This is a genomic window from Anaerovorax sp. IOR16, assembly GCF_017168145.1.
Taxonomy (GTDB): domain Bacteria; phylum Bacillota; class Clostridia; order Peptostreptococcales; family Anaerovoracaceae; genus IOR16.
The window spans coordinates 13,536-36,017 of record NZ_JADQTL010000005.1 but is presented as its reverse complement, the minus strand read 5'-3'; the positions used below and the strand labels follow the sequence as shown (position 1 = coordinate 36,017).

The window sequence follows — 22,482 nt, the reverse complement described above, 5'->3', positions numbered from 1 at the left end:
TTTATTTTTTCTTTTTTTAAAAGCTTTATAGAAAAAATAGAAAATACCTTGCAGAAATTATAAGAATATAAATTTAGCAAGGTATTTTGTCTACAGTCTGATGCAAGTCCTATTGGACTTGCATTTTATCATTTTAAAGTAACAGTTATTTATTATTCTGCTTTTTCTTTTTTCATTTTTGCAATCAACTCACCGGACACCACTTGCTGTCCTTCTTTTACATATATTTTGTCGATTACTCCATCAATGATGGCAATGATGTTGGTTTCCATCTTCATTGCTTCAATTACCGCAATCGGCTGTCCGGCTTTCACTTCATCCCCTTCTTTCACCAACAGTTTGATAATGTTGCCAGGGATATTCGCACCGATTTCATGATCATCGTCACTATCTGCAATTAAAATGGATTGTTTACTTGCTTTTGTATTTGCTTCTTTATCTTTGATAACAACCGATCGAGTGATACCATTAACTTGGAATACCACTTCACGGTTTCCGTCCGCATCTGCATTTTTAATTTCTAAAAGCTTTATAACAAGAACTTTTCCTTCTTCAATCTTAACTTCGCAAGTTTCGCCTTCTTCCAAGCCATGGAAGAAAATATCACTTCCCATGTATTTAAAGCTTCCTTCTTTTTTCTGGTTGTTTAGGAAATCTTCAAATACTTTTGGATACAATGCATAGCTTAATACATCTTTGTCCGTTGCATCGATACCGAATTTTTCTTTTAAATGGGCAAGAATCATATCAAAATCTTCATCCGGAAGTAATTCTCCAGGTCGATTTGTAATTGCGGTACGATCCTTTAATACTAGTTTTTGAAGTTTTTCTGGGAAGCCACCTTCCGGCTGACCCATCATACCTTCGAAATAAGATACGATAGAATCCGGGAAGTCCATGTCCTTTGCTTTATCGTAAATGTTTTCTTCTGTTAGATCATTTTGCACCATAAAGATTGCCATGTCTCCAACTGCTTTTGAAGAAGGAGTTACTTTAACAATGTCTCCGAGCATTTCGTTTACAATCTTGTACATCTCCTTTACGTCTTGGAAACGATGTTCCAAACCAAAGCTCTGTACTTGTGAACGTAGGTTGGAGTATTGTCCTCCAGGCATTTCATATTTATAGATTTCAGCGGTACCACCCTTTAATTCCGATTCAAATTGGCTGTAAACCGGTCGTACAGAATTCCAATAGTTCGAGATTTCCTGCATGCCATCTAAAGGCAGTCCCGTTGCACGTTCTGTATTTTCAAGAGCAGCTACAATGGAATTCAATGCCGGCTGACTGGTAAGTCCCGCGAAAGCATTAAACGCTGTATCAACAATATCTACGCCTGCCATAGCTGCCATTAGTATTGTTGCTCCACCATTACCACTTGTATCATGCGTATGCAAATGTACAGGGATAGATAGTTCATTTTTCAATGCCGTAATCAGCTTATGCGCTGCCATTGGCTTGAGTAAGCTGGACATATCTTTGATCGCAAGTATGTTTGCCCCACGTTTTTCTAATTCTTTTGCCATCTTAAGATAATAGTTTAAGCTGTATTTGTCTCTCTTTTCGTCCAAGATATCTCCAGTGTAGCAAACGCAAGCTTCGACAACCTTACCTTGGTTACGAACTTCATCCATAGCTACTTCCATACCTTGAATCCAATTTAATGAGTCAAATACACGGAATACGTCAATTCCTGCCTTTGCAGCTTCCTGTACAAATTTACGAACGACATTGTCCGGATAGTTTTTATATCCAACCGCATTTGCTCCTCGTATTAACATTTGAAGCAATACATTAGGAATCTTTTCACGAAGAAGCGCAAGACGTTCCCATGGGTCTTCATTTAAGAAACGATAAGCAACGTCAAAGGTCGCACCGCCCCACATTTCTAAAGAGAACAAGTCTTTTCCATAATAGGAAACAGCAGGAGCAATTTTAGTCATATCAATCGTTCTTACTCGTGTTGCCATCAGAGATTGCTGTGCGTCACGCATTGTTGTATCTGTGAGCAGCAAACGTTTTTGATCCAATACCCACTGAGAAAGTTTCTCTGGTCCTTCTTTATCCAAAATTTGTTTTGTTCCGGATAATCCTTCCAATTGACTTGAATCAAATTTAGGAACATGTGGTACATCAAATTGAGGCTTGTTGCCTTTAGTCTCATTAATGCTTTTATTGCCGAGGAATCGAAGTACCTTTAATTCTTTATCTTGACTGGCTTTAATATTTAATAATTCAGGATGATCTCCTATAAAACCTGTATCACAAGTTCCTTCAATGAATTCTTTACTATGAAGAACATTCATGAGGAAGGTAATATTTGTTTTAACACCTTTGATTTTTAATTCATCAAGCGCACGGCTGGATTTATTGACAGCGTCTTTCCATGTTCTCCCTAAAGATGTAATTTTAACAAGTAAGCTGTCATAATAAGGGGTAATCGTTGCTCCGGTAAAACCGTTGCCGCCGTCGAGTCGAATACCAAATCCTGATCCCGTACGATATACATCAATGATTCCGGTATCTGGAGCGAATTGATTTGTAGGATCTTCAGTTGTTACACGACATTGGATTGAGAAGCCCCTTGGTTTGATATCGTTTTGAGATTTGATGCCGATTTCCTCAGAGTCTAGTTTATGTCCCTGTGCTATGAGAATTTGAGCCTGTACGATATCAATGTTGGTTACCATCTCTGTAACCGTATGTTCTACTTGAATACGAGGATTCATTTCAATGAAATAATGTTTCCCATCTTTATCCAATAAAAATTCAACAGTACCTGCGCTTTGATAATTTACAGCACGTGCTATTTTTAATGCATCATTACATATTGCTTGTCTTTGTTCTTCCGTAATACAAAGAGCCGGAGTAAATTCTACTACTTTCTGATGACGTCTCTGAATGGAGCAATCTCTTTCATGTAAGTGCACAGCATTACCGAATTTATCACCTAAAATTTGAACTTCAATGTGCTTTGGACGTTCTACATATTTTTCAATAAAGATATCATCGATACCAAATGCTTTTCTTGCTTCGCTTTGCGCACTGTTAAATTCCGGAATTAAATCCTTTTCATCTCTTACAATACGCATACCACGACCGCCGCCGCCTGCGGCTGCCTTTAGCATAACCGGATAACCACAGAATTCTGCAAACTTCAGTGCATCTTCTTCAGATTTGATAGCTTCATCAACACCAGGAATGGTAGGTACCCCTACCTCGTGTGCTACAATCTTAGATTGAATCTTATCGCCCAAACGCTCCATCATTTGATGTGTTGGACCGATAAATTCAATGCCCTCTTCTTGACAAAGGCGAGCAAACTCTGTGTTTTCCGAAAGAAAACCGTAACCAGGATGAATGGCATCTACACCTTTTGATTTTGCTAATTCAATGATTTCACTCATTCCCAAATAAGCTTCAACGGGTGATTTTCCTTTTCCTACCTGATAGGACTCATCTGCTTTTGTACGGAATAAGGAGTTTTTATCTTCTTCCGAATAAATGGCAACCGAACGGATGCCAAGATCTCTACATGCTCTAAATACTCTGATTGCAATTTCACCACGATTTGCAACTAAAATACGTTTAAATTTTTTCATGACTTCCCCTTTCTATTTTTATTTTAAAATTCCTCTTTAAAAGTTGAATTTTTATTCCATCAAAAAAAATAATATATCTATATATTGTATCAAAACGCACCAAAAAATGCAAGGCCTACTAATAAAAGTAGGCCTTAACTTTATAATATTCTTTCTTTTACGAAAATGACAAATATTTTTCTAGCAAACCTTTACTACCCAACCTTCCGGTCCGGCTGTTTTACCCCACTGAATACCAGTTAATGTATCATAAAGATATTGACTTAATTCACCAATTTCTTGATTGTTGATTTCCATCACGTTATCGTTATATTTTAAGATTCCTACCGGACTGATAACGGCTGCAGTACCCGTTCCAAACACTTCTTTCAGTTGCCCATTTTTATGAGCTTCTTCTACTTCAGAAATACTGATTCGACGTTCACTTACCTTATATCCATCCTTTTGAAGCAAAGCAACAACACTCTTACGAGTGATCCCGCCTAAAATGCTTCCGGAAAGTTCCGGTGTGATGACTTCATCTCCAATACGGAAGAAAATATTCATAGCTCCAACCTCTTCAATGTATTGGTTTTCAATTCCATCCAACCATAATACTTGACTGTAGCCTTGGTCGTGAGCTTCGACGCCTGCTTTTAAGCTAGACGCATAATTCCCACCAGTTTTCGCCATACCCGTACCGCCTTTTACTGTACGGACATACGTGTTTTCAACATAGATTTTTACAGGATTTAAACCTTCTTTATAGTATGGTCCCGATGGGGATGCAATGATAACAAATAGATACTGATCACCTGCTTTAACCCCTAAATTTGGTTCATGACAGAAAATAAAAGGTCTTAAGTAAAGAGATGTATTTGGAGCACTTGGCACCCAATCCTTATCAACTTCCACTAGTTTTTTTGTTGCTTCAATGCAAAAATCAACATCTACTTCCGGGATACACAGACGATCATTGGATAAGTTCAAACGTTTAAAATTTTCATCCGGTCGAAATAAGTTTATGGTTCCATCTTCTGCACGATAGGCTTTCATTCCTTCAAAAACTTCTTGTCCATAATGCAGACACATTGCGGCCGGTTCGAGAGGAATTGGTCCATAAGGAACGATTCGAGGAGAATGCCAGCCTTTTCCTTGTGCATATTCCATAATAAACATATGGTCCGAAAAAACGCTTCCAAAATCCAACGCATTCTCATCAATCGGTCTTGTTTTAGGATTCTTAGTTAATTCTATTATTATATTTTCCAATGTTGTCACATCCTTTCCTGACAAATCTATACATAATCGAAATTTAAATACAAAACTAAATTCCGTTAGACTCGTTCACTTACTAATTTAAAACCTGCATCCGTAAGCGCTTTTTTGATTTCTGCTACCTGTTCATGATCTCTTGTTTCCATTCCAACCTTTAGGAAACAGCTATTGATTGCCATATTTTGATCTCCACGGTCATGGTGTACACTAACCACATTACCGCCGCAGCGACTAATAATTTCACTAACACCTTGAAGCTGTCCCGGTTTATCAATGAGTGCGATAGTAAGAGTACTGTTTCTTCCGTTCCTCACCAAACCTCTGGTAATGACACGGCTGAGAATACTAACATCAATGTTTCCCCCACTTACCAAACTTACAACCTTTTTACCTGTAAGATCAATTTTATTAAACAATGCGGCCGCTACCGAAACGGCTCCTGCGCCTTCTGCAATCAGCTTTTGTTTTTCAATCAAAGCTAAAATAGCAGCAGCAATTTCATCGTCATTTACCGTTACAATCTCATCTACATATTGAGAAATAATATCGTAAGTTAAATCTCCGGGATGTTTTACTGCAATCCCATCTGCAAACGTATCTACTGAATTCAATGTAATTTTTTCGTTCTTTTGAATTGACTCGTACATACTTGGTGCACCTGCAGCTTGAACACCGTATACTTTACACTCTGATTTTAGATGCTTAATTGTATAAGCAACACCACTGATTAACCCTCCGCCACCAATCGGTACGATAACGGCATCTACATCAGGAAGCTGGTCTAAAATTTCGAGTCCAATGGTTCCTTGTCCAGCAATCACATCCGGATCATCAAAAGGATGAATAAAGGTATAACCTTTCTCTTCTTGCAATTCGACAGCTTTTGTATGTGCATCATCATAAGTGCCTTTTACAAGACAGACCTCAGCTCCATAACTTTTGGTTGCCTCTACTTTACTGATTGGAGCGCCATCCGGCATACAAATGATACTTGGAATCTTATTTTTTGCTCCAGCCAACGCAACTCCTTGAGCATGATTACCTGCACTGCAGGCAATGATGCCTTTTGCCTTTTCTTCTTCATTTAATTGGCTGATTTTATAATAAGCTCCTCGCAGCTTAAAGCTTCCTGTAACTTGTAAGTTTTCTGTTTTTAAATAAAGCTCACACTCTTTACAAGAAAGAGCGGAAGCTGCAATTAAATCCGTTTTACGCGCTACACTTTTTAAAACAAAAGCAGCGTGGTATATTTTATCCAAAGTTAGCATAGGTCTAGTTCCTCCAGTCTTATTTCATAACAGCTCCAGTGTTTGCGGAAGAAACCATCCTAGCGTAGCGTGCGAGCCAACCAGACTTAATATTGGGTTCTGGTTGAACATAATGCGCTCTTCGCTTTTCAAATTCTTCTTCAGTTACCTTTGCATTTATTTTGGATTCCAGTATATTAATTTCAATCAAATCATTTTCTTGAAGCAAACCAATTTCTCCACCGCTCGCTGCTTCAGGACTAACATGTCCAATGGATGCGCCCCTGCTTGCTCCACTAAATCTACCGTCAGTAATTAACGCAACGGTTTTATCCAACTTCATTCCGGCTAAAGCACTGGTTGGATTTAGCATTTCTCGCATACCGGGACCGCCTTTTGGTCCTTCATATCGAATGACCACGACATCTCCCGATACAATCTTACCATTATAGATTGCATCAATGGCTTCTTCTTCACTGTTAAAGACCCTTGCTGGTCCGGTATGAACTAGCATTTCTTCTGCAACAGCACTTTGCTTTACAACACAACCATCTTTAGCAATGTTACCCCAAAGAATAGCGATGCCACCTGTTTTGCTGTAAGGATTATCGATTGGACGAATGGCGTTGGTATCTTTAATAAAGGCACCTTTAATGTTTTGTTGAATGCTTTTTCCGGTAGCTGTAATTACACTATCATCCAAGTAACCACCTTTAACAAGTTCTGCCTGTACTGCCGGAATCCCTCCTGCACGGTTTAAATCCTGCATATGTGTTTCACCAGCCGGAGCCAAATGACAAAGATTTGGTACCTTACTGCTTATTTCGTTAAATAAATTTAAGTCCAAAGGGACACCTGCTTCATTTGCAATTGCTAAAAGATGCAATACACTATTTGAGGAACATCCCAGTGCCATATCACAAGCAAGTGCATTTTTAAGGGATTTTTCATTGATGATATCTCTTGCTTTGATGTCCTTTTCCACTAAATTCATAATGGCCATACCAGCATGTTTTGCGAGCTGCATACGACCACTGTGAACTGCCGGAATCGTGCCATTTCCAGGAAGCGCAATTCCAACGGCTTCTGCCAAGCAGTTCATACTATTTGCCGTATACATACCGGCACAAGAACCACATCCGGGACAAGTATTATTTTCAAACTCCATCAATTTTTCATCATCAATTAAGCTTGCTTTTCTAGCACCAACGGCTTCAAACATTTGAGATAAGCTTGTTTCTCTTCCATCAACAAGCCCTGCCATCATTGGGCCGCCGGAACATACAACTGCAGGTATGTTAAGTCTAACCGCAGCCATAATCATGCCGGGTACTATCTTGTCACAATTCGGAACCAAAACCAAACCATCAAAACAATGTGCCATAGCCATAGTTTCTACGCTGTCTGCAATTAACTCACGACTGGCAAGACTGTATTTCATTCCAAGATGTCCCATTGCAATTCCATCGCAGACACCGATGGCAGGAACGACAATCGGTGTTCCCCCTGCCATTCGCACACCCGCTTTAACTGCCTCTGTGATTTTATCTAAATGAAAGTGGCCCGGCACAATTTCACTGTGCGCGGAAACCACTCCAATTAAAGGACGATCCAATTCTTCTTTTGTATAACCCATTGCATAAAATAAGCTTCGATTGGGAGCTCGTTCTATGCCCTGTGTTACATTTGCACTACGTAATGCCATAGAATTCTCTCCTTATTTTTTCAACCAGCTCATCATCTTTCTGAGCTCTGCTCCAACTTTTTCTAATGGATGCTGTGATTCCATACGACGTGTTGCAAGGAATTTTGCCTGTCCGCCGCTCTTAAATTCTTGAATGAATTCACTTGCAAATTCTCCGTTCTGAATTTCATGGAGAACCTTCTTCATTTCTTTTCTTGTTTCCTCTGTAACTAAGCGAGTACCTGTTCTGTAATCACCATATTCCGCAGTATTTGAAATAGAGTAACGCATCATTGCAAATCCACCGCTATTGATAAGATCAACAATCAGTTTCATTTCATGGATACATTCAAAATAAGCCATCTCCGGCTCATATCCAGCTTCTACCAAAGTATCAAAACCAGCCTTCATCAATTCAGTAACGCCACCGCAAAGAACTGCCTGTTCACCAAACAAATCGGTTTCCGTTTCTTCTTTAAACGTAGTTTCCAAAATACCTGCACGACCTGCTCCGATTCCAGAAGCATATGCAAGCGCATAATCCTTTGCATTGCCGGACTTGTCCTGATAAACCGCAATTAAGCTAGGTACGCCTCTGCCTTCAAGATATTGGCTGCGAACCGTATGTCCAGGTCCCTTTGGCGCAACCATAATGACATCAATGTAATCCTCAGGAATAATTTGATTGTAATGAATGTTAAAGCCATGTGCAAACATAAGCACATCGCCTTCCTTCATATGCTTAGAAACCTGTGCCTTATATATATCTGCGGCAAATTCATCGGGAACAAGCATCATTACCAAGTTTCCCTTTTCTGCAGCTTCTTCTACTTCCATAACCTTAAGGCCAGCTTCTTCTGCTTTTGCCCAGCTTGCAGAACCTTTTCTAAGACCAACTACAACATTAACTCCGCTCTCTTTTAAATTTTGTGCATGGGCATGACCCTGACTTCCATAACCAATAATGGCAACGGTTTTTCCGTCTAACAAGCTCAAATTGCAATCTGCGTCATAATACTTTGTAATCATTTCGTTCTCTCCTTTTTCATGCTTTTATCTTTAAACAATACGTAATACATTTATCATGATTTTAACGATTTGATGTTATATGTGGTAATTTACAGGTCCTCTGCTCAAGGCAGTAATTCCGGTTCTGCAAACCTCCAGAACTTCATACTCACCCAATACCGTTAAAAATCCATCAAGTTTATTTTGTTCACCGGTAAGCTCTAAAACCATACTTCCCACTGATAAATCAATAATTTTTGCTTTAAATACATTTGCAATTGAAGTAATGCTACCGCGGTTGGTTTCATCCGCAGCAACTTTTACCAGCAATAGTTCTCGAACTAAGCTTGCGTCCATATTTAATGCAAAAATATTTCTTACTTCCACTAATTTAGAAGTTTGCGCAATCATCTGCTCTAACATATGTTCATCACCTGTAATTACTAGGGTGATACGTGAAATATCTGGAATGTTAGTAACAGACACCGTTAAAGAATCAATGTTATATCCACGACGTCCAAATAAACTGGTTACGCGGGTCAGTACACCGGGATGATTATCCACAAGTACGCTTACCACTTTTTTTTGCATTGACATCACGATCCCTCACTTTCCTAGTTAATCCATAATCATATCGTCAATCGTTCCGCCGGCCGGAATCATAGGTAATACTTTTTCATCTTTTTCCATTAAACATTCAATCCAAACAGGACCCTTTTGCGTTAGCGCCTCTTTTAATGCCTCTGTAAATTCTTTTGGATTGGTTGTACGGTATCCTTTCACACCAAATCCTTCTGCTACTTTAATAAAATCAGTCTGCCTTTGCGGATCTGTATGAGAATATTTCTTTTTATAGAAAGCAGTCTGCCATTGACGTACCATACCTAAAACGGAATTATTCATTATAATAGTAATAATCGGTAACTCATAGCTTTTTGCAGTACATGCTTCGTTCAGATTCATATGAAAAGATCCATCACCTGTAATATGAATGACTCTTCTGGAATTGCCTACTGCCAGCTTCGCACCTATCGCAGCTCCATAACCAAATCCCATGGTTCCAAGTCCTCCACTAGTAAGAAAGGATCTAGGCGCAACATGTTCGAGGTATTGTGCAGCCCACATTTGATGCTGCCCAACATCGGTGACGTAAACCGTATCTTTTTCGGTCGTTTCACAAAGAATCCGAATAATTTGGTGTGGCTTCAATGTACTGTCACTGTCGGTTGGCTGATAGTCTCTATCCTGCCACACATGAATTTTTTTCATCCATTCCAGATGCTGATTTTCTTCTATATAAGGAAGGATTCCGTTAAGCACTTGTTTAACATCCCCTACAATACTATAATCAACATATACATTTTTATTGATTTCACTTTGGTCAATGTCGATTTGAATAATTGTTGCTTTTTGTGCAAAATACTTTGGATTCAAAGCAACTCGGTCACTAAATCGTGCTCCGATTGCCACAACTACATCGGCATCCCCAATCACGTTATTGGTACTGCTTTTTCCATGCATTCCAATTAGACCTAAATTATGCATATCATCATGACATAACACCCCAGCACCCATCATTGTGTGAACCGCAGGAATTCCGGCTTTATTTAAAAAAGCTTTTAATTCTTCCGACGCTTCTCCTAAGCTGACGCCGCCTCCAAAATAGACGACCGGACGTTGTGCTGCATTGATAATTTCTGCCGCTTTTTCAATCTTATCCAAGTCTATTTCAGTATGTTTTTGTACATTGATGCATTCTTTTCTTATAAACTCACATTTTGCTGCAGTGATATCCTTCGGAATATCAATAAGTACCGGACCTTTTCTTCCAGTATTTGCGATTCGAAATGCTTCACGAATAGTATCTGCTAATTCCTTTACATCTCTTACCAAAAAATTATGCTTTGTAATTGGCATTGTTATTCCGGTAATATAAATTTCCTGAAATGAATCTCTTCCCAATAACGAAGTACTGACATTTCCTGTAATAGCTACCATAGGAATGCTATCCATATATGCAGTTGCAATACCGGTTACTAAATTGGTTGCTCCCGGTCCACTCGTTGCCAAAACAACACCTGTCTTGCCCGTTACTCTGGCATAACCGTCTGCTGCATGGGATGCTCCCTGCTCGTGGGCTGTTAAAATGTGTGTAATTCGATCTTGGTAGTCATAGAGGGTATCATATATGTTTAGAACTGCGCCTCCGGGATAACCGAAAATAGTATCGACTCCCTGTTCAATTAAAACTTCTGTTAATATTTCTGCGCCTGTCAAATTCATATTTCTTCACCGCCTTTCAATTTCCCGTCTTTGGCTATCTTTTGCTGTATAGTTTGAAAACCATCTGTTTTCTAGATGGTTATTGCACCTATTTTAACGGATACGTTTTACTCTGTCAAACGATTTTTAAAAAAATAAAATAAAATATATAAAAATAGTCAAATTTATTTTTTTTAATCAAAACATCAAAGAAAAACATAAATATTTGTTAGTATATAACAAATTATACGATTTGAAAAGAAAATTGAAATAAAAAATTCTAAAATTAATGTTGACACATCTATAATTATACAGTATGATATTGAAAACTTTATAAATGAAATGCTATGACAGGGACAAAGTTGTAGATAAAATGATATCAGAGAGTTATCGGTTGGTGCGAGATAATACATTTTCTATAAATGAACTCACCCTTGAGCAGTCAGCTGAAAGATTTCTTAGGCGCGACCGGGTTTCTCACCGTTACATATGAGAACGTATTCGCAGTTCTGCCGATACGAGAGAGTGGGTATTTTTATACCAATAAGAGTGGTACCACGGATGCTTTATAATTAGCCTTCGTCTCTTGCACAAAATGTGCATGAGGCGAAGTTTTTTTTTACCCTTAAGAAATTAGAAATGAAAAAATAAAAGAAATGGAGAAGAAGTTATGAAAAATTTTGATAAGTATCAAATTGGCTATTTTATGCCACCATCTTGCGAAATGCATTGGATGAAAAAAGATCACATTGAAAAAGCACCTATTTGGTGTAGTGTGGATTTACGGGATGGAAACCAAGCCTTGATTGTTCCGATGAGTTTGGAAGAAAAATTGAAGTTTTTCGATTTTCTCGTTTCCATCGGGTTTAAAGAAATTGAAGTTGGTTTTCCGGCTGCATCGGAAACGGAGTATGAGTTTTTACGAACTCTTATTGAAGACAATCACATTCCGGATGATGTAACGGTACAAGTGCTGACACAATCACGAGAACATATTATTCGGAAAACATTTCGTGCATTGAAAGGCGTGAAAAAAGCAATTGTACACTTATACAATTCCACTTCCGTTGCACAGAGAGAACAGGTTTTTAAAAAATCAAAGGAGCAAATCATTGAAATTGCAGAATTTGGTGCAAATTTGTTTAATAAGTATGCAGCGGCGCAGCCTGAAACGGAATTTCAATTTCAATATTCACCGGAAAGCTTTACCGGGACGGAAATAGAATTTGCGGCAGAAATATGCAATCGAGTCATTGATATTTGGAAGCCTACGCCAGAAAAAAAAGTCATCATTAACCTTCCGGCTACCGTATCTATGTCGATGCCTCACGTATATGCAAGCCAAATCGAATACATGTGCAGCGCTTTGCATGACAGAGAAAATTTAATTATTTCTCTTCATCCACATAATGACCGCGGTACCGGAGTCGCAGATGCAGAGCTTGGACTCCTTGCAGGAGGCGATCGAATTGAAGGTACATTGTTTGGAAACGGTGAACGTACTGGTAATGTTGATATAGTAACGTTGGCTATGAACCTTTATTCTCAAGGCGTTGATCCAAACCTCAATTTCAGTGATATGCCATCCGTCGTAAATTTATATGAATCGGTTACACGGATGCGTGTTCATGAAAGACAGCCATATAGCGGAAAACTTGTTTTTGCTGCATTTTCCGGATCTCATCAGGATGCTATTGCAAAAGGTATGAAGTATCGAGATAAGAAAAAACAACGGATTTGGAACGTTCCTTATCTACCGATCGATCCAAGTGATGTGGGGCGTGAATACGAAACAGATGTCATTCGTATCAACAGTCAATCCGGTAAAGGCGGTATCGGGTACCTTCTAGAACAAAACTTTGGCTACAAATTGCCGGATGCAATGAGAGAAAGCTTTGGATATCAAATTAAACAAGTTTCCGATGAAAACCATAAAGAACTTTCACCGCAGGAAATTCACGATATCTTTACTAACGAATATGTAAACTACTTTACTCCGATAGATATTACCAAGGTTAAATTTGAACAAAAAGACGGGATTACTGCTACCATTTGGGTTACCATCGATGAGGAATCCTTCTCCTTTACCGCAAACGGAAACGGCCGTTTGGATGCAGTAAGTAATGCATTGAAACTGAGCCACTTGGATCTTGACTATAACATCATTTCCTATAATGAACATGCACTGGAAAATGGTTCTAACTCTAGAGCGTGCACATATGTAGGCGTTGAAGATTCCAAAGGAAATGTAACATGGGGAACCGGAATTCATCCGGATATCATTTCTGCTTCCGTAAACGCTATGGTTAGTGCCATCAATCGAACCTTAAAATAAGAGATAACAGAAAGGAGTCATCACTATGGGAATGACAATGACACAAAAAATATTAGCAGCACATGCTGGATTACCGTCCGTAAAAGCCGGCCAACTAATCCGTGCTAATTTAGATATGGTTTTAGGTAATGATATCACCTCTCCTGTTGCCATCAATGAATTTGAAAAGTCAGGGTTTAACAAAGTCTTTGACACAAAAAAAATCTCTATGGTTATGGATCACTTTGCACCGAATAAAGATATCAAGGCTGCGCAGCAGTGTAAACAGTGCCGTACCTTTGCAAAACAATTCGGTATTGAAAACTATTATGATGTTGGTGAAATGGGTATTGAACATGCCCTCCTTCCTGAAAAGGGATTGGTTGCTGCCGGGGAACTTATCATCGGTGCTGATTCTCATACTTGTACTTATGGTGCACTAGGTGCCTTTTCTACTGGTGTGGGAAGTACGGATATGGCAGCAGGTATGGCTACTGGCCAGGCTTGGTTTAAAGTTCCGGAAGCCATTCGATTTGTACTACAGGGGCAGCTTTCAGAAGATGTCAGCGGAAAGGATGTCATTCTTCACATCATAGGAAAAATTGGTGTAGATGGTGCTCTATATAAATCTATGGAATTTATTGGTGAAGGATTAAAGAGTTTAACGATAGACGATCGCCTTTGTATGGCAAATATGGCAATCGAAGCCGGTGCAAAAAACGGCATCTTTGCGGTCGATGAAATCACGACCGCGTATATGGACGGAAGAGTAAATCGTCCATATACCATCTACGAAGCAGATGAAGATGCAATATATGAACAAACCATTGAAATCAATTTAAATGAGATAAAACAAACGGTTTCCTTCCCTCACCTGCCGGATAATACAAAAACCATAGATGAAGTTGGTGAGATTAAAATTGATCAAGTCGTAATCGGATCATGTACAAATGGTCGTTTATCTGATATGGCTATTGCTGCAAATGTATTAAAAGGAAAACACGTTCATAAAGACGTTAGAACAATCATTATCCCAGCTACGCAAACTATTTATAAGGAAGCAATGAAATTAGGATATTTGGAAATCTTCATTGATGCAGGCTGTATTGTCTCTACCCCAACCTGCGGTCCTTGTCTCGGTGGCTATATGGGAATTCTTGCAGAGAATGAACGTTGCGTAGCAACAACAAATCGAAACTTCGTAGGGCGTATGGGACACAAAACTTCAGAAGTTTACTTGGCAAGTCCGGCTGTAGCAGCTGCTTCTGCTATCACCGGAAAAATCAGTGGTACTAAGGAGGTAAAATAATGAATGCAAAAGGCTTTACACATAAATACGGCGACAATGTAGATACAGATGTAATTATCCCTGCTCGCCACTTAAATACAGCAAATCATAAGGAATTAGCCTCTCACTGTATGGAAGACATTGATGCAGATTTCACAAAAAAAGTAAAGAATGATGACATAATGGTAGCAGGTTTCAACTTTGGTTGTGGTTCTTCCAGAGAACATGCGCCGATTGCAATCAAAGAATCTGGCATTTCCTGTGTCATAGCAAAAACCTTTGCTCGTATTTTCTATCGAAATGCTATTAATATCGGTTTGGCTATTCTTGAATGTGAAGAAGCAAGTAACGACATCAAAGACGGTGATGAAGTATCGGTTAATTTTGATACCGGAGTAATTACAAATCTTACAACAAATAAAACATACCAAGCAGAACCATTTCCTGACTTTATTAAGGAAATCATTCAATGCAATGGACTATTAAATTCCATCCATCAATCAAAGTGAATCAAAATATAATTTTTAAATGAAAACGAATTTGGAGAGTAGCTTATGAAAAAAATAATTACAATCATTAAAGGAGACGGTATCGGACCGGAAATAGTAACCGAAGCGATGAAAGTAATCAATACTATCGGGAAAAGATATCATCATGAATTTATCTTTCAAGAAATTGCTGCGGGCGGAAATGCCATTGACCAATACGGTACTTCCCTTCCAAAAGAAAGCTTAGAAAAATGTCTAAATTGCGATAGTGTGCTTTTAGGTGCTGTCGGCGGACCCAAATGGGATCATGTAGACCCTTCTATCCGTCCGGAGAAAGCACTTCTTACCATTCGGAGTGAAATGGGTCTTTATGCAAATCTTCGTCCGGCAAAGCTGTTTCCTCAGTTAGCTGATGCTTCTCCGCTTAAAGAGAGCATCGTATCTGAAGGAATTGATTTTGTAGTTGTACGTGAATTGATTGGCGGCGTTTATTTTGGAAAACGGAGTACAATTACTGAGAACGACGAACTTATCGCACGTGATGAAATGAGTTACAGTGAACATGAAATCAAACGTATCGCTAAAATAGCATTTGAAACAGCAAGGAAGCGTGGAAAAAATGTGATATCGGTAGACAAAGCAAACGTTTTGGATACCTCCAGACTATGGAGAAAGATTATGGAGCAGGTAGCTAAGGATTACCCTGATGTTAACTATAACAATATGTTGGTCGACAACGCTGCAATGCAAATTGTAAAATGCCCTTCCCAGTTTGACGTCATCGTTACGGAAAATATGTTTGGTGACATTCTTTCCGACGAAGCCAGCATGATAACAGGCTCCATTGGTATGATTCCTTCATCAAGCTTAGGAGATGGAACTCGAGGTATGTATGAACCAATTCATGGGTCTGCACCGGATATTGCTGGTCAAAACATTGCAAATCCAATTGGTACGATTCTATCTGCCGCTATGATGATGAAATATTCCTTTGATATGGCAGAAGAAAGTGAAGCCATTGAAAAAGCGGTCCATACGGTATTAAATGAAGGCTATCGTACTACAGATATTATGAGTTTTGGAAAAACAAAAGTATCCTGCTCAGAAATGGGAGATCTCATTATTAAATATTTATAATATATGAAACTGTGAAGCTCTAAAATTATCAATGAAAAACAGAACTCATTCGAGTTCTGTTTTTCATATAAGTCTTTTTTTATATTCTATATTTTATGATCTACTATGTAAAGTCCCTATGATTCTATTCCCAGTCTACGATATCAATACCTACCAGTTCCATGATACGTTCATTCATTTCAGGATAATCGGTACGAAGTCGTAAAGGCTGGAAGGTGTCAGCGTGAACAAAGCAATGCTTTGTTTCCCCTTTCGTTCTTAATTCTCTTGTTTTCTGATCATAGACTTCATAAGAAATTGTAATCTTTGCTCCTTTAAACTCTTTGATCTTAGATAGAATGACCACAGTATCATTAAAGTGTACCGGTGATTTGTATTCACAGGATACTTCTAATACGGGCATCATTACACCCATTTCTTCAACCTCTGAATATGGCATACCAATCTTACCTAAGTAATCAACTCTGGCTTCCTCAAACCATCGAATATAATTCGAATGATGAATGATTCCCATTCGATCTGTTTCATAATAATTTGCAAGTCTTATCAATGGTAATATTTTCAATTCTATGCCCCCTTATATTATAAAAACAAGCCACCTAAGGTTTTTACCGTAAGTGTTATAATAATAACACCTACAACAAGACCTACAATCGTAAAGGCATATTTTAAATCTTTATCATTACCAGTTAAGCCATGTCCACAGCCACCATTTTCATCATTACCGCAGCCTTCTTCCCACCAAGTAGGACTTTTCTGTTCTTGATCAGTTATACCTAAACAATCTTCTATGTGTTTTTTCTTTGCTTCCTCCTCAGAGATCGGTGCATTGACTTCAGCATGACAAAAGCCACAATATTTGCTCCCATCTTTAAGCTGTCCACCGCAATGTTTACATATCATAAATATTTACTCCTTAAATACTACTTATTGATTGCTTTCATTTTTTATCGCTTCTAATTGTTCTTCTATTATCTTTTTCCATTTTTCTTCTGTTTTAGAACCAACGTACGGTTTCCCAACAATTTCACCTTTGCTGTCTACAAAAAATGTATATGGAATAACATCAATTTCTCTTAGTTTTGCTTTAATTAAATCATTTGAAGGAAGTAAATGCGTGTAAGTAGCATCTGTAGTATCAATGATTTCCTTTGCTGTTTTTATTTTATCGTCTGAGAAGCTGCCATCAGCAGCAAACATGTCAATTGAAATACCAATAATTTGAAAACCAGTTTCGTTATATTCTCTGCTGATATTACCTAAATCCGGCATTTCTTTTAAGCATGGACTACAATAGGTTCCCCATACATTAATCATAGTTAAATCGTATTCTGAAAAAATATCTTGCGTTACCGCATTCCCCTCTAAATCAGTCGTTTTAAACCAACTCATACTTGGTTCTTTTTTCTCTTTTGCAGGTTCTTCTTCACCCGTCACAATCCCATATGTCCAATCCTGAATTCCACCAAAATCATATACATTCGTATATCCAATTTTTAATAGCTTTTCGGCAGCTTGTTGACTTCGGTTTCCGCTTCTGCAATATATTAAAATTTCTTCATCTAAATCAGGAAGTTTATCGGGCTTATTATCCTTAATCGTCTCATTTGGCACTAAAATAGCTCCACTGATATGACCTGCGTTATATTCTTCTTGTGTACGTACATCTAAAATAACTGCATTTATATTTTCATTCATTCTCTGATATGCTTCTTCTGTTGTAATAAGGTTATATTCACTCTTTATTTCTTGCTCCTCTGTTTTTCCGCAAGCAGAAAAAAATAACATAGAAAATATCAGTAAAATTCCTAAAATCCGTTTTAAATATTTCATATAAAAGCTCCTCTTATCTTACATTAATTTTCTGTTGCGATATTACATTGGCTTTTTTTTGACATATTATACGTTATTCTTACATTTGTCAATATTATTAAAGACAAACATTAAGCATGAAAAAAGAACAATCAAGAAATTATTTCATTGAATGTTCTTTTTGATGAGCGTTACTTATTTCGAATCTGCTAATCAATTAAGCCAAACGAACGTTAACGGCTCTAATTTTACTGCTGTCTCTGGAATCGGTTTCTGTGTCAAAAGTTACTTTCTGACCTTCAGAAAGAGATTTAAAACCGTCAGCTACAATAGCAGAGAAATGTACGAATACATCATCACTTCCATCATCATTTGAAATAAATCCAAATCCTTTTTCTGCATTAAACCATTTTACTGTACCATTATGCATATGAGTACCTCCTAAAAATATTGCAACCAAATATTAAAAAAGTTCACATATCTTTGTAAACCATTAAACGAGCAAATGACTTACAAAAACATGTGAACTCAATCGAACATTTAGTATACCTCTTGATTATACAATCATTATAAATATTTGTCAATCATAAAAGGCTTCTCCTTTTCATTTCTGATACAAGAAGCCTTTTTTATAAAATATTAATCTTCTTTAATACTTTTTATCATAATTGTGATTTAATTCAACTGATTGACTTTCAATTGATAAACTGTGAAAATTTCTATCTTCAGAATCATCATTTCTCAATCGAAAACTGCCAACTAGATTCTTAAGCATCTGCGCCTGCCCGGATAACTCTTCACTCGCGGCTGCGCTTTCCTCTGCAGTTGCAGAGTTTGTTTGAATGACTGCAGAAATTTGATCCACACCTTGCGTTACCTCTTGGATAGAATCCGCTTGTTCTAAAGAAGCATTAGATATCTGATCAATGGTAAGTGCAACCTCCTTAATCTCATTCATAACCGTTTGCATAGAGTTTGCTGTTTCATCTGCAATTCGGTTTCCATCCTCCACCAATTTTAAAGAATTTTCAATAAGAGTGGAAGTATTTTTTGATGCTTCTGCACTTTTTGATGCAAGGTTTCTTACCTCATCAGCAACAACTGCAAATCCTTTTCCCGCTTCCCCTGCACGTGCAGCTTCTACCGCTGCATTTAATGCAAGAATGTTCGTTTGAAATGCAATGTCCTCAATTGTTTTAATAATCTTACCAATCTCATTGGAACTATTACTGATTTCAGACATAGCCTCAAGCATTTTCTGCATCCTATGATTGCTTTCTTCGGCTTCTTCCCCAAGCGAATTTGCTTTTGCATTTGCTTCCTTTGCATGATTCGCATTTAAAGCTACGTTGTTGGAAATCTCATTAATAGTCGAAGCTAATTCTTCTACGGAACTTGCTTGCTCTGTTGCACCTTGTGAAAGTGCCTGTGCGCTGTTCGATACTTGATCTGCACCTACTGATACTTGATCCGCACCTTGATTAATTTGTGATAAAGTATCACTTAATTGGTAATTGATTTTACGCATTGAAATTAATAAATTTTCGAAGTCTCCAATATAGACCTCTCTTTTTTGAGATTGAACTGCAAAATTCCCATTTGCCATCTCACCCAACAAATAATCGGCATCATTTATAATGATTCTTGTATTTGTTATCAGTTTCTCTGTTGCAGCCGCAAGAATTGCCGTTTCATCTTTTGCATTTATAACGGGCACCGGTGATTTTAAATCCCCTTCATCCGCTAATAATTCCAAACGTTTTACACAGGAAATAATCGGATTTACAATCCTATTTGCTGTTTTTCTTGCAAGAATGAAAGCAAGTAGAATTCCAATTAGAAGCGTGATAATGGTTATAACTATACCACTGTACAATTTCTTCATAAAATCACTCTTCTTTGCATTTACTGCAAAGGTCCAACCATTTGTTTGCGGAATAGGTTCATAAGCTAGAATTTCTGATGAATCCATTTTCTCATCTTGCGTTACGACTTTTCCATTTACAACATAATCATGGTTTGGATGTGCAATCATCGTTTTATTTGCATCAACAATAAATGCACCGCTATTTTCACTGATTTTTATTTTGTTTACTATTTGACTTAAAAAATCTCCATTGCGCGTAAAACAAATGACACCAACAACCGCCGAATCGGGAATGCCATCCTGCCATACCGGAGCTGCAATTATAATATTCAGGTTACCAGTCACTTTATTTAGCAATGGTTCTGATACATTTGCATTGCCCAGCATTGCTGCTTTAAAATAAGCTCGATCGCTATAATCGATACCATCAAATTGACTTATTCCATTTCGATCTAAAAGATTTCCACTTTCAAACCGATACGTTCTCACTTTTTGATTTATCAACTCTTTTTTCAACGCAAGCGTTGATTCTATATCAGTAAGACGAGCTATACTACCTGTTTCATAAGCAATCCCTTTATCAACAAGTAATTGACTGGATATTGATTCAGCACCCTGCTCTGCCAATTCTCCGATAGTCTCTTTTAACGTGGAGTTTGTACTGCTATAATTCAACCAAATGGAAACTCCCCCCATAACAAGCGAGGTGATTGCTACCAATGAAATAGTAATCACAAGCAACCTGCTTTTTAGGGTTTTCATATCATATCCCTCCTAAAACGAATCATTCCCAATTTACCTGTTTTTACTTCGTTTATTATTAGAGTCCATGATAATATATTCATTCCAATAGATTCTTGCTAACTACTATAAACATTCAATATATAGCTGCTAAAAAGTTTTAACGTACTTTATTAATTCATCTGGTAATAAAGGCTTACTGTAATAATATCCTTGTATGTAATCACACTCATGTTGTTTCAGCCATTCCAATTGTTTTTGATTTTCTACCCCCTCGGCAACCACTTTAATGTCTAATTTGTGTGCCATATTTATAATGTTTTTTACTGCAATTTGACCATCTAAATCATTGATTCGATCTATAAAAAACTTATCAATTTTCAAATGATCCACTGGTAACTTTATTAAATTAAATAATGAGTTATAGCCTGTCCCAAAATCATCGATAGAAATTTTAAAACCAAACTTCCTTGCATTATTTAACAAGGATTTCACAAAGTCCAGATTTTTTATAGCACCTCGTTCCGTTATTTCAAGTTCAATCTTTTCAGGATTTACCCTATTTTCTTTTATGCACTTCTTCATAAATTCTACCAATTCATCAGTCTTTACATCTTTTGTAGAAAAATTAATAGCAGCATTTATGTAAAAACCTTTCTGTTGCCATTGACTTAATTGTTGTACCGTGTTTTCAATGACCCATTTTGTAATATCGTTTATGATTCCTATATTTTCTGCAATGGAAATAAACTGCTCAGGATCAATAAAGCCTTTCTGCGGGTGCTTCCATCTTAATAGTGCCTCTACACCAATTACCTTATTTTCATTTAAACTAATTTTAGGCTGATACACAAGATAAAACTGTTTGTTATTAATTGCATCATGAAGAGACATTTGTATTTCATACTTTTCTTTGTTTCTTTTTTCAAGTTTTGCATCATAAACACAAAGATCGAGTGAATTGGAAGCTTGATCCAAAGCTAGTTCCATTTTTTTAAACAATTCATCGGAATTTGAGCTATGTGAAGGACAGTGAACAATCCCAGCTTTCATTACTATTTCAATCTTAAATCCTTTGATGGAAACTGGCTCTCTAAATTCTTCTAAAAATTTAAGAGCTTTAATATATGTATCTTCTACATTGTATTTCGGCAGAACAACTGCAAATTCATTATTATATATATAATAGATCTCATGAGAACTGGAAGAATCAGAAAACATATGAATTGCTTTTTCCAATGATGCTTCTCCTATTCTATAATCAATGGAACGATTGATGTGATCCATATTCGCAATTTGAAAGGCAACCAAAGAAAAACATTCTTTCCTTTTTATACGTTTTGCTAAATCAATTTTTAATTTATTTGCATTTGCTAATCCGATTTTTTCATTAAAAAAAGCTTTATCAATTTCTTTTATTTTATATTGTTTTATACGCTCAAATAAAAAACTCATAATGATTCCAATCAGTGTAAAAATTATTAAACGAAAAATCCATTCCTTTGGTTCTTGCATAACCTCATCGATAACATTTCGATACATAAACGGACCTAAGCTAATTCCGCAAATAAGAGCCGTAATTGAAGCAAATTTAATGTCTCCCCAGAAAGCTGCCATCAATATTGGAATATACATAAAATGAGTAAATGCTGATTGTGTTCCTCCAGTTAAATATACAGTTTCATCCGTAAAAAAAATCAACAACACAATGAAAAGAATCTTAACCATTCTTTTTCTAAAATTTATATAATTATAAATAAAAATTTTTGACATTT

At 37.3% G+C, this 22,482-nt stretch carries 17 protein-coding genes and 1 other annotated feature; of the genes, 4 read left to right on the top strand and 13 right to left on the bottom strand.

All coding sequences use genetic code 11. The features are described 5' to 3' along the window. Nucleotides 1-152: 152 nt before the first annotated feature. From I2490_RS01705 to ilvB, 7 genes are all read right to left on the bottom strand, one after another. A complete protein-coding gene (locus tag I2490_RS01705; RefSeq protein ID WP_206458059.1) occupies nt 153-3,602 on the bottom strand; it encodes a pyruvate carboxylase in 3,450 nt (1,149 codons plus the stop codon). Nucleotides 3,603-3,782: 180 nt separating this feature from the next. Beyond that, entirely contained in the window at nt 3,783-4,862 is a 1,080-nt protein-coding gene (locus I2490_RS01700; protein WP_334300392.1) for a branched-chain amino acid aminotransferase, read from the bottom strand. Nucleotides 4,863-4,918: 56 nt separating this feature from the next. After that, nucleotides 4,919-6,127, bottom strand: coding sequence for a threonine ammonia-lyase (gene ilvA, locus I2490_RS01695; protein WP_206458057.1), 1,209 nt, complete (start codon nt 6,125-6,127; stop codon nt 4,919-4,921). Between the two features lie 19 nt (nt 6,128-6,146). Beyond that, nucleotides 6,147-7,811: a dihydroxy-acid dehydratase gene (gene ilvD, locus I2490_RS01690; RefSeq protein ID WP_206458056.1), complete on the bottom strand. Its 1,665-nt coding sequence runs from the start codon at nt 7,809-7,811 to the stop codon at nt 6,147-6,149. Between the two features lie 12 nt (nt 7,812-7,823). Further along, nucleotides 7,824-8,819 carry a ketol-acid reductoisomerase gene (gene ilvC, locus I2490_RS01685; protein ID WP_206458055.1) on the bottom strand — a complete coding sequence of 332 codons (996 nt, stop codon included), beginning with the start codon at nt 8,817-8,819 and terminating at the stop codon, nt 7,824-7,826. A gap of 75 nt (nt 8,820-8,894) precedes the next feature. Then, nucleotides 8,895-9,395 (bottom strand): acetolactate synthase small subunit, encoded by a 501-nt coding sequence (gene ilvN, locus I2490_RS01680; protein WP_245157049.1) that lies wholly within the window; start codon nt 9,393-9,395, stop codon nt 8,895-8,897. A 21-nt stretch (nt 9,396-9,416) separates the two neighbouring features. After that, nucleotides 9,417-11,081, bottom strand: coding sequence for a biosynthetic-type acetolactate synthase large subunit (gene ilvB, locus I2490_RS01675; RefSeq protein WP_206458054.1), 1,665 nt, complete (start codon nt 11,079-11,081; stop codon nt 9,417-9,419). A 317-nt stretch (nt 11,082-11,398) separates the two neighbouring features. After that, nucleotides 11,399-11,650 (top strand) — a binding site (T-box leader). An 80-nt stretch (nt 11,651-11,730) separates the two neighbouring features. On the opposite strand from ilvB, the gene I2490_RS01670 reads away from it, so the two are divergent. The 4 genes from I2490_RS01670 to leuB are packed head-to-tail and all read left to right on the top strand — an operon-like array spanning nt 11,731 to nt 16,287. Beyond that, the gene (locus I2490_RS01670; RefSeq protein WP_206458053.1) at nt 11,731-13,395 is read left to right on the top strand and encodes a 2-isopropylmalate synthase; all 1,665 of its coding nucleotides are present in this window, start codon (nt 11,731-11,733) and stop codon (nt 13,393-13,395) included. Nucleotides 13,396-13,420: 25 nt separating this feature from the next. After that, a complete protein-coding gene (gene leuC, locus I2490_RS01665; protein WP_206458052.1) occupies nt 13,421-14,683 on the top strand; it encodes a 3-isopropylmalate dehydratase large subunit in 1,263 nt (420 codons plus the stop codon). Continuing rightward, entirely contained in the window at nt 14,683-15,171 is a 489-nt protein-coding gene (gene leuD, locus I2490_RS01660; RefSeq protein WP_206458051.1) for a 3-isopropylmalate dehydratase small subunit, read from the top strand. The genes leuC and leuD overlap by 1 nt, the downstream gene beginning before the upstream one ends. 45 nt (nt 15,172-15,216) lie before the next feature. Then, a complete protein-coding gene (leuB, locus tag I2490_RS01655) occupies nt 15,217-16,287 on the top strand; it encodes a 3-isopropylmalate dehydrogenase (RefSeq protein ID WP_206458050.1) in 1,071 nt (356 codons plus the stop codon). Between the two features lie 124 nt (nt 16,288-16,411). Here the strand turns inward: leuB and I2490_RS01650 are convergent, their stop codons facing one another. The 6 genes from I2490_RS01650 to I2490_RS01620 form a co-directional block, all read right to left on the bottom strand. Next, entirely contained in the window at nt 16,412-16,852 is a 441-nt protein-coding gene (locus tag I2490_RS01650) for an acyl-CoA thioesterase (RefSeq protein ID WP_245157048.1), read from the bottom strand. 17 nt (nt 16,853-16,869) lie between these two features. After that, complete coding sequence (locus I2490_RS01645; RefSeq protein ID WP_206458049.1) at nt 16,870-17,190, bottom strand: hypothetical protein; 321 nt, start codon at nt 17,188-17,190, stop codon at nt 16,870-16,872. Between the two features lie 24 nt (nt 17,191-17,214). Beyond that, complete coding sequence (locus I2490_RS16515; protein WP_245157047.1) at nt 17,215-18,120, bottom strand: rhodanese-like domain-containing protein; 906 nt, start codon at nt 18,118-18,120, stop codon at nt 17,215-17,217. A gap of 196 nt (nt 18,121-18,316) precedes the next feature. After that, complete coding sequence (locus tag I2490_RS01630) at nt 18,317-18,529, bottom strand: cold-shock protein (protein ID WP_206458048.1); 213 nt, start codon at nt 18,527-18,529, stop codon at nt 18,317-18,319. 219 nt (nt 18,530-18,748) lie between these two features. Next, nucleotides 18,749-20,728, bottom strand: a complete 1,980-nt coding sequence (locus tag I2490_RS01625; protein WP_206458047.1) for a methyl-accepting chemotaxis protein — start codon at nt 20,726-20,728, stop codon at nt 18,749-18,751. Nucleotides 20,729-20,857: 129 nt separating this feature from the next. Further along, nucleotides 20,858-22,480: a bifunctional diguanylate cyclase/phosphodiesterase gene (locus tag I2490_RS01620; RefSeq protein WP_206458046.1), complete on the bottom strand. Its 1,623-nt coding sequence runs from the start codon at nt 22,478-22,480 to the stop codon at nt 20,858-20,860. Nucleotides 22,481-22,482 lie beyond the last annotated feature (2 nt).